The 7,381-nt window shown below is 42.9% G+C and carries 6 protein-coding genes; 2 read left to right on the top strand and 4 right to left on the bottom strand.

Annotated features, from left to right (window positions below):
• The first annotated feature begins 7 nt into the window (after window positions 1–7).
• Entirely contained in the window at window positions 8–3,295 is a 3,288-nt protein-coding gene (locus CCS90_RS00130; protein ID WP_099017489.1) for a serine/threonine-protein kinase, read from the top strand.
• On the opposite strand, the gene CCS90_RS00135 is transcribed toward CCS90_RS00130, so the two are convergent.
• From CCS90_RS00135 to CCS90_RS00145, 3 genes are all read right to left on the bottom strand, one after another.
• The gene (locus tag CCS90_RS00135) at window positions 3,287–3,820 is read right to left on the bottom strand and encodes a GNAT family N-acetyltransferase (protein WP_099018687.1); all 534 of its coding nucleotides are present in this window, start codon (window positions 3,818–3,820) and stop codon (window positions 3,287–3,289) included. The genes CCS90_RS00130 and CCS90_RS00135 overlap by 9 nt on opposite strands.
• On the bottom strand, window positions 3,813–5,381 hold the full coding sequence (locus CCS90_RS00140; RefSeq protein ID WP_099017490.1) for a S8 family serine peptidase: 1,569 nt from the start codon (window positions 5,379–5,381) through the stop codon (window positions 3,813–3,815). Before CCS90_RS00140 ends, CCS90_RS00135 begins: the two co-directional genes overlap by 8 nt.
• A 63-nt stretch (window positions 5,382–5,444) precedes the next feature.
• On the bottom strand, window positions 5,445–5,660 hold the full coding sequence (locus tag CCS90_RS00145) for a tautomerase family protein (RefSeq protein WP_099018688.1): 216 nt from the start codon (window positions 5,658–5,660) through the stop codon (window positions 5,445–5,447).
• A 166-nt stretch (window positions 5,661–5,826) separates the two neighbouring features.
• Between CCS90_RS00145 and CCS90_RS00150 the strand changes: the two genes are divergently transcribed.
• Window positions 5,827–6,510: a winged helix-turn-helix transcriptional regulator gene (locus CCS90_RS00150; RefSeq protein WP_099017491.1), complete on the top strand. Its 684-nt coding sequence runs from the start codon at window positions 5,827–5,829 to the stop codon at window positions 6,508–6,510.
• A gap of 517 nt (window positions 6,511–7,027) precedes the next feature.
• Here the strand turns inward: CCS90_RS00150 and CCS90_RS15020 are convergent.
• The coding region (locus CCS90_RS15020; RefSeq protein WP_218961642.1) for a hypothetical protein at window positions 7,028–7,381 on the bottom strand (354 nt) is incomplete at its 5' end.

The raw sequence follows: 7,381 nt of genomic DNA on the forward strand, positions 1-7,381 counted from the left end.
CGCAAATATGGCCGAACCTCCATCGAATGACATTGAACAAAACGGCACCAAAAACGCAGTCGATTACCAACTGTTAGATCGATTGGTGGATGAAAATCCAACGCTCAGCGACGAACAAATTTTACAAAAATACCAACAGCATAAAAACAGCCCACAGGTGACCGTGGCCCTGCTATCAGAGGATTTGAATGACGCCACCAAAGTGATTTTAGCTTCTGCTTTGCCAGACCATCACGATCCCAAAAGCACCCACAGCCAAGCACAATATCGCATCGAAAAAAGGATTGACAGTGGCGGACAAAGCCATGTTTATTTGGCTCACAGGAACGATGGCACTTATCAAAATACTGTGGTCATCAAAGTTTTAAACCAAAGCATCGAAGGTGATACGCAAAAACAACAATTGATGGCAGAAATGCAAATTTTGGCTGATCTTAAACACCCCAATATCGTATCAATCTTAGATGCTGGTATCGATGAACAACAACGCCCTTGGTTGATGCTGGAGTTCATCGCTGGTGAACACATAGATCAATTCATCAACAAACATCAATTGAGCCCAGACCAGTTGTCTGAATTATTCATCCAGATAGCCAAAGCGCTCAAATACATACATCATAATCAAGTGGTTCATGCCGACATCAAGCCGGCCAATATATTGGTGAAAATGTTGGATGATCAACCTCAAGCAGTGATCATCGATTTTGGAATTGCAACCACTGACAACAGTCAGCAAGCCACATCATGCTATGTTTTCGCGACACCTGCATTTGCATCACCAGAGCAACTGAACCATGAACTCACTGCAGTTGATCACCGCAGTGATATTTATTCAATGGGTCAGCTGATGCAATACTTGATTGAAAATCAAAGCCAAGCTCACCCAAACATCCTTTGGATCAACCAAGATTTGGCTGCTATCATTGAACAATGTACAGCATCATTACCTGAGAAAAGGTACCAAGACATGCAATCATTAATTCTTGACTTGCAGCGGCACCGAGCAGGTGATGTGGTTTCAGTCAGACCTACAGATTTGGGTCAAAAGCTCAGCAGAACCCTTTCGAAACACAAGTGGTTGTTTATCATGCTGTTATTCATTGTCTGTGTTGCTGGCTTTTTTATTAATCACAGCATCCAACAAAACAAGCAAAACTTGGCTTTGGTACAAGGGGCTGAATCCAGTCAGCACTATTGGCAGCAAGCCGATGACATCAGCAACCAATCCAGGTTAATTTATGCCTTACCCAAGCGCAACATCGAACCAGACTTCAAAAGGTTGAATGACCAATTTGATCGGTTATTGAATCAAATGTTGCATGAGTCAGCGGCCACACAAAAACTGGCATTCGCAGCCATGGCCGATGCAGCCATCAGCCTAGGTCGCCATGAAACCGCTCATGAGTTATTGATCAAAGCCAATTCCAACAACCCACTCAATGCCGCAATTAAATTCAAATTAGGGAAAAGCTATTTGATGCTTTACCAAAATGAAGTTCAATCATTACAAAACTATGCGCAAATGGCACAACGGCAGGAGCAACGTCAGCGATTACAAAACAAGTACTTTGTTCCGGCTTTAAATTTATTTGATGCGGTGGAAGATCATGTCAATAATGACCCCTTAATTTCCAGCCTACTACACTACTTCGAGGGTAGGTACGACCAGGCCCTGCAACAACTCGAATCCTCTGACAGTCAGTTGTTGTGGCCGATTGAACGATTGTTATTGGCCGCTCAAATCACCCAAGAGCAAGCCAACCAATTGCTGCTGAAATCTAAAACCGATCAAGCCATTATCTTGCTTGAGCAAGCATTGGGTTCATTGTCTCAAGCCAAACAAATCGCTCGATCTCACCCCATGGTTCATCAACAACTGTGCCAAACTGAAAGCCTGTTGTTACAACTTAATCAAAACCAGTTGGTATCAAGAATCAATGCCTGTGATGAACTTTTGGAAGTCTTACCGCACACGGCCAATGCCATCTTGGTGGCAGCGGATGCCTATGCCCAACTGGCGAAATCCTGGTTGGACCGAGGCCAATCACCCGCACAACTGTTATCCAGAAGTCGGTTGATTCTTGACCATGCTTGGTCAGCAGAACCGAAAAAACTGCAGGCACATGCCGAACAGCTCAAAGGCCATTTATTAAACACAGAGGGCAAGTGGCACCTGTACAGTGATCAAGAATTCATGCCGTTTTTTAAACAAGCCATCAAACACCATCAATCGGCAGTTGACAGACTGCCCAACAACTATTCAGCGCAACTGGAGTTGGCCACCGCTTGGTATAATTTAGCCAACAACACCAGTTATGACAAGGAGCAAACTGAACGGTATTTTGAACGAGCCACTGAAAGACTCTCTTCTTTAACTCAACACGCCGACTCAACCGAATTTTTACCTGCATTTTTGGTCCGTGTTTTGACTGATCATGCTTATATCAGGTATCAAAATGGACTGCCAGCTGACCAACAACTGAATCAAGCCAATCAATGGCTTGATCAGACTCAAGCGAAATCACCCGAAAGTCAGTATGCACAGCTGGCGGCAGCTACATTGTATTGGACTTACACCGATTACCGGGTGCTTCAAGGCATCGATCCTGAGCCTTACTTAAGTGCAGCGATTGATGCATTTGATCAAGTGATTGTGAGTGAAGCATCACAATGGACCAATCGATACAACCAAATCAGTGTCATGCTTTCTGGTGTGACCTATTATCTGGAGCTAGGCCAGCCACAAAGCCAACAACTTGAACACATTAAAGAGAAACTCGAATTACTTGAATCTTGGATATCTGCGTCCATAAATCTAGACAGCCACTGGGGGTATTACCACAACATGCTGGCCTACAACCAATTGTTATTGAACGAGAACCCCAGCAACAATTTAAAAGCGGCCTGGCAGCGCAATACATCTTGTGCTGACAGTCCAATTGATGGATCGGTGTGTTATGCGCAGATGGCCACATCATTGGTCACAGAAAGCAAATGGAATGCCTCACAGCCAACACTAATGATCGACCACCACCAAAACTACCTGCCACAACTGCAACTAGGCATTAAACAACACCCCAATAATCACATCCTATTGGCTCGATTTGGTCAATATTTATGGCTAAACAGCCAGCTTAAACAAAGTGACCTTGGGTCAAAACTGACCGCATTAAATCAAGCAAGGGCTCATCTGTTGATGGCCATAGCGGGCAATCCATTACTGGCAGAAAAATTTTCAAATGATGTTTCTTCGATTGAAGCAGTCCTTGAACAATGGAACAAAGTTTCAGACTGAAACCTCATAATAAACCACTTCCAAGTCACCCAATGGGTCTTTGTTGATGGCTGTCTTGACGTATTGCATGCCTAATTTACCCATGATTTTAATCGAGGCGTGATTATCGGGTAATGCAATGGCAGAGAACTTTGTGATATTTGGCAGAGCCCCTATGCAGTTCATGATCTGTAGTGCCGCTTCAGTGCCATAGCCCTGACCCCAAGATTTTTGCATGAATCGCCAACCCAGTTCCAGGTTATCCCATTGTGGATGATTAGAAAAAAAACCCATCGGCCGAACCAGAATCCAACCGATGAATTCGTTTGTTTGGCTGACCGTTACCTTCCACATGCCCCAACCTTTTTCAGGATCGGTGTATTTTGCCAACCGAGGTAAATAGACCTGATTCAGATCTTCCCGGCTGGTCATTTTTCCACCATTGATGTATCGCATGACTTCCACATCTTGATCCAACTGATACAACAACTCAGCATCAGCTGATGTCATCAAGGCATATGACAATCTATTAGAATCTTCAATCATAACCATTTTTGAAAATCACGTCTCCTTCAAAACCATCTAAAAAAATAGCTCCACTCAAAGTTTGGTAACTGTCTGACAACAGTAAGGCAGCGTGGGCATTCAATCTCCCATAACCAAATTCCAAAGAGCGACCAGGAAAATCCACATCATAATCATAATCATAGCCGCCCACTTTATCAGCAGAATTTCGCAGTATTTCTCGAACCTGCACATGGGTTAACATCGGATTTCTGCTGAGAACCAAGGCAGCGACACCAGAGGTCATTGGGGCTGAAAATGAAGTTCCTGTCATTGACACATATGCACTGCCAATGGTGGTGGTAAGGATATCCACACCTGGCGCCGCTATTTCTAAATTTGGCCCATATTGTGACGTACTTACCCTGCCATCAAATTGGTTAGAAGCACCAACTGCCATTACGTTGACATGAGAAGCTGGGTAATCAACGGTTGGCGTGGCAGAATTACCTGCTGCATTGACCACCAAAACACCATGATTGATATAAGCAGCATTAATCGCCGCATCAATTGCCGCACTCTGTATTATGGTCAAACTCAATTGTATTATTCTGGCCCCGTTTTCAGCCGCATATAAAATGGCATCGTCAAGCACCGCACCATTGGGTGCAAAACTGCCTATATTGCCAATCATGACAGCGACGCCTGCACTGTTGTTACCGCCAGCCACACCGGCGACTCCCAATTTATTGTTGGTTTTTGCTGCCACCACCCCCGCGACACCTGTTCCATGGTCGAACAGCCCAGAGCCATCGTTGGTATCCTGATCAAAATTATAGCCAATCCAATCATCAATATAACCATTGTTATCATCATCAATGCCATTGCCAGTGGTAGGATCGGTTGGATCAGCCCATGCATCTTCACCAGGGTTCCTCCAAATACTGTCAAAAGCATCTGGACCTGCCGCCAAATCTTCATGATTGAAATCAGTTCCTGAATCCAACACCGCAACCACCACTGACGCCACCCCTGCATTCAAATCCCAAGCAGCCGGTGCTGACACTTGGGGTAAATGCCATTGATTGCTGTATTGGGTGTCATTGGGGATAAAGGTATAACGGCCAAAGCTGGTTGGTTCAACCACGGCAAACAAGCCGCTGTTGGCCAACTTCAACAGTTCTGACTGGTAATCGTTGGCACCGCTGAGCTGTAAATCCATAAAACCAGTCGCTGCCGTTCTTAAAACTTGAAATCCATTTTGTTGATAAAACCCATTCAACTGGTTACGCAGAGAATTGACTCGTGGCTTGACTGTAATCACTGAAGTATTGACTTCATAAGCTGGCAGTTGGTCACCGGCTTTTAGCATCAAAACATGCTGCTCGTTATAAAATGATTTTCCAGCAAAATTGAACAACACATCATTGGCGGCACAAGCACAGCTTGCGAACAATGATAAACAGGCCAAAAGCCAGTTGTGTTGCATGTTTCTCAAGTTCAATGAGTCTCGATGAAGTGAAGGTTTTATATATACTATATTTAACGTTGCATTGACAATCACTTGATCAGCAAATGCCGAATTAATCAGCATTTGCTTCATTTTATATCGGCTCAAGGCTCACACCAAACTGTTTGATTGACCTCAATGGAGTAAGCCAATCAATCACCCTGCAGCCAGCTTTTTGACTTGTTTGGTGGTTAATGCATTACCGCCAATTCCCCAATCGCCACTTTGTACTTCTGAAATTTTCACCCAGGTAACTCCCCGAAGGTTTTCACCTTCTATACTGACCATGGTGTCGGTGACTTGTTTGATCATGTCTTGTTTCTGTTCGCTATTGAATACGCCTTCGATGATTTCTATGGTGACTAATGGCATGCCTTTCTCCTGTCTGTTGTTATCTAGTGAATCCATTGTAATCAGGGGTGTGAACGGCCTCTAGTACTAAAAACATACAAAAGTACTACACTTTTTGGAGTACACTCTTCAACAGCCAACCATTCAGATGTCATGGTTCTAACTACATAAACTCAGGAGTTCAAACATGAAATATGGTCAGTTTTGTCCGGTGGCAAAAACCGCAGAAATTCTTGGTGAAAAATGGACCATTCTTATTATTCGAGAATTGTTGATGGGGGCCACTCGTTTCAACCAAATTCAAAGGGGCCTCAACCTCATCTCTCCCACTTTGCTTTCAAGTCGGCTTGATAAATTGGAAGACCTCGGTTTAGTCATCAAGAAAAAAAGCCCTGCTTTAAAAGGCCATGAGTATTTCTCTACCAAATCATGCAGAGATTTATTACCTATTATCAAGATGATGGGAGAATGGGGGATGCTGTGGACTTTCTCCAATGTGACCAATAAAGACTACGACATGGAGCTGTTGATGTTATACCTTGAACGCAGTGTAGCAACAGACCACTTACCTGATGGTGAGACCACCATTAAATTTAAGTTTGTCGATTTGCAGCAAAATGCCAATTGGTGGATAGTGGTACAAGACGGCAAAAAAGATTTGTGTATCAAAGATCCTGGGAAAGAAGTGGATGTTTATATAACAACCGATGTAAAAACCATGATTGATGTCTGGATGGGAGAGGCCTCATACCGTGCTGCTGAGAAAAACGGTGAAATGAAAATCATCGGCCACAAACTGTTAACCCAGAAAATCAATTCTTGGTTGAAAGACTCAGTTTTTAAAGGTCTGCCCACAGCCAGCAACATTTAACCCATAAAAGAACCGCCCATAAAGACGATTATCATCTGGTATTGGGCTGAGAGGCTGTTGAAACAAGAGTTAAATTTGTTTGGTTTTGAAGGTAAAAACCAAATGTAAAAAATGGTGCCCGGTCGCGGAATCGAACCACGGACACGGGGATTTTCAATCCGTTAATCTGTATAGACAACAACACACCACAACTCTAAACAACAATTAAATCAATGACTTGCATCAATGGCTTTTTTATACTCTATTATCTAATGTTGTGTTTATTTACCATCAACTGTCCCCAAATTGTCCCAAGTTACCAATTGTTTTAGTTTTGATTTTGGCATGTTGGCAACGCTGATTACTTGTTTTTTAAAAGTGTTTTTTCATATTCTGGAAAAATAAAAAAATGTCGGGGCGTTCGTTTTTTCAGATTAATTGCCATTTACTTTTTAACCCCCTCGTACCTTCTCTTTTACGGTGTCAGAAAACTCCCCTTTTTACGGTGTCGGAAAATTCTTTTTATAGTGTGTAAAAATTAACCATCGAAGCTGTTTGACTTTCTAAACTCTGATAACTGTTGTTGTGTTCTTTTCAAGTGGTTCATTAAAAATCTGTGTAACTTTAAATCCGGCTCTGGTTGGTGTGAGACTCTTACAATCTCATCTTTCAACTGTTGCAGTTTATCCAGTAGCTCAATGTCTGGCCTTTGCAAATAATGCGCCGTCTGAATCAATGCTTTTATATTCTTTGGTTGTGTCATCATTTTCATTCCCTGTTGAAAAATGGTCACTGACAAACCTAACACCTGACGTTTTCTTTGTCGGTTCACCTGTAGTGAATCAGTGACCTGACCAGTATTATCATCAATACATAATCCAGCAGATATCAA

The organism is Marinicella litoralis (assembly GCF_002591915.1).
Taxonomy (GTDB): Bacteria; Pseudomonadota; Gammaproteobacteria; order Xanthomonadales; family Marinicellaceae; genus Marinicella; species Marinicella litoralis.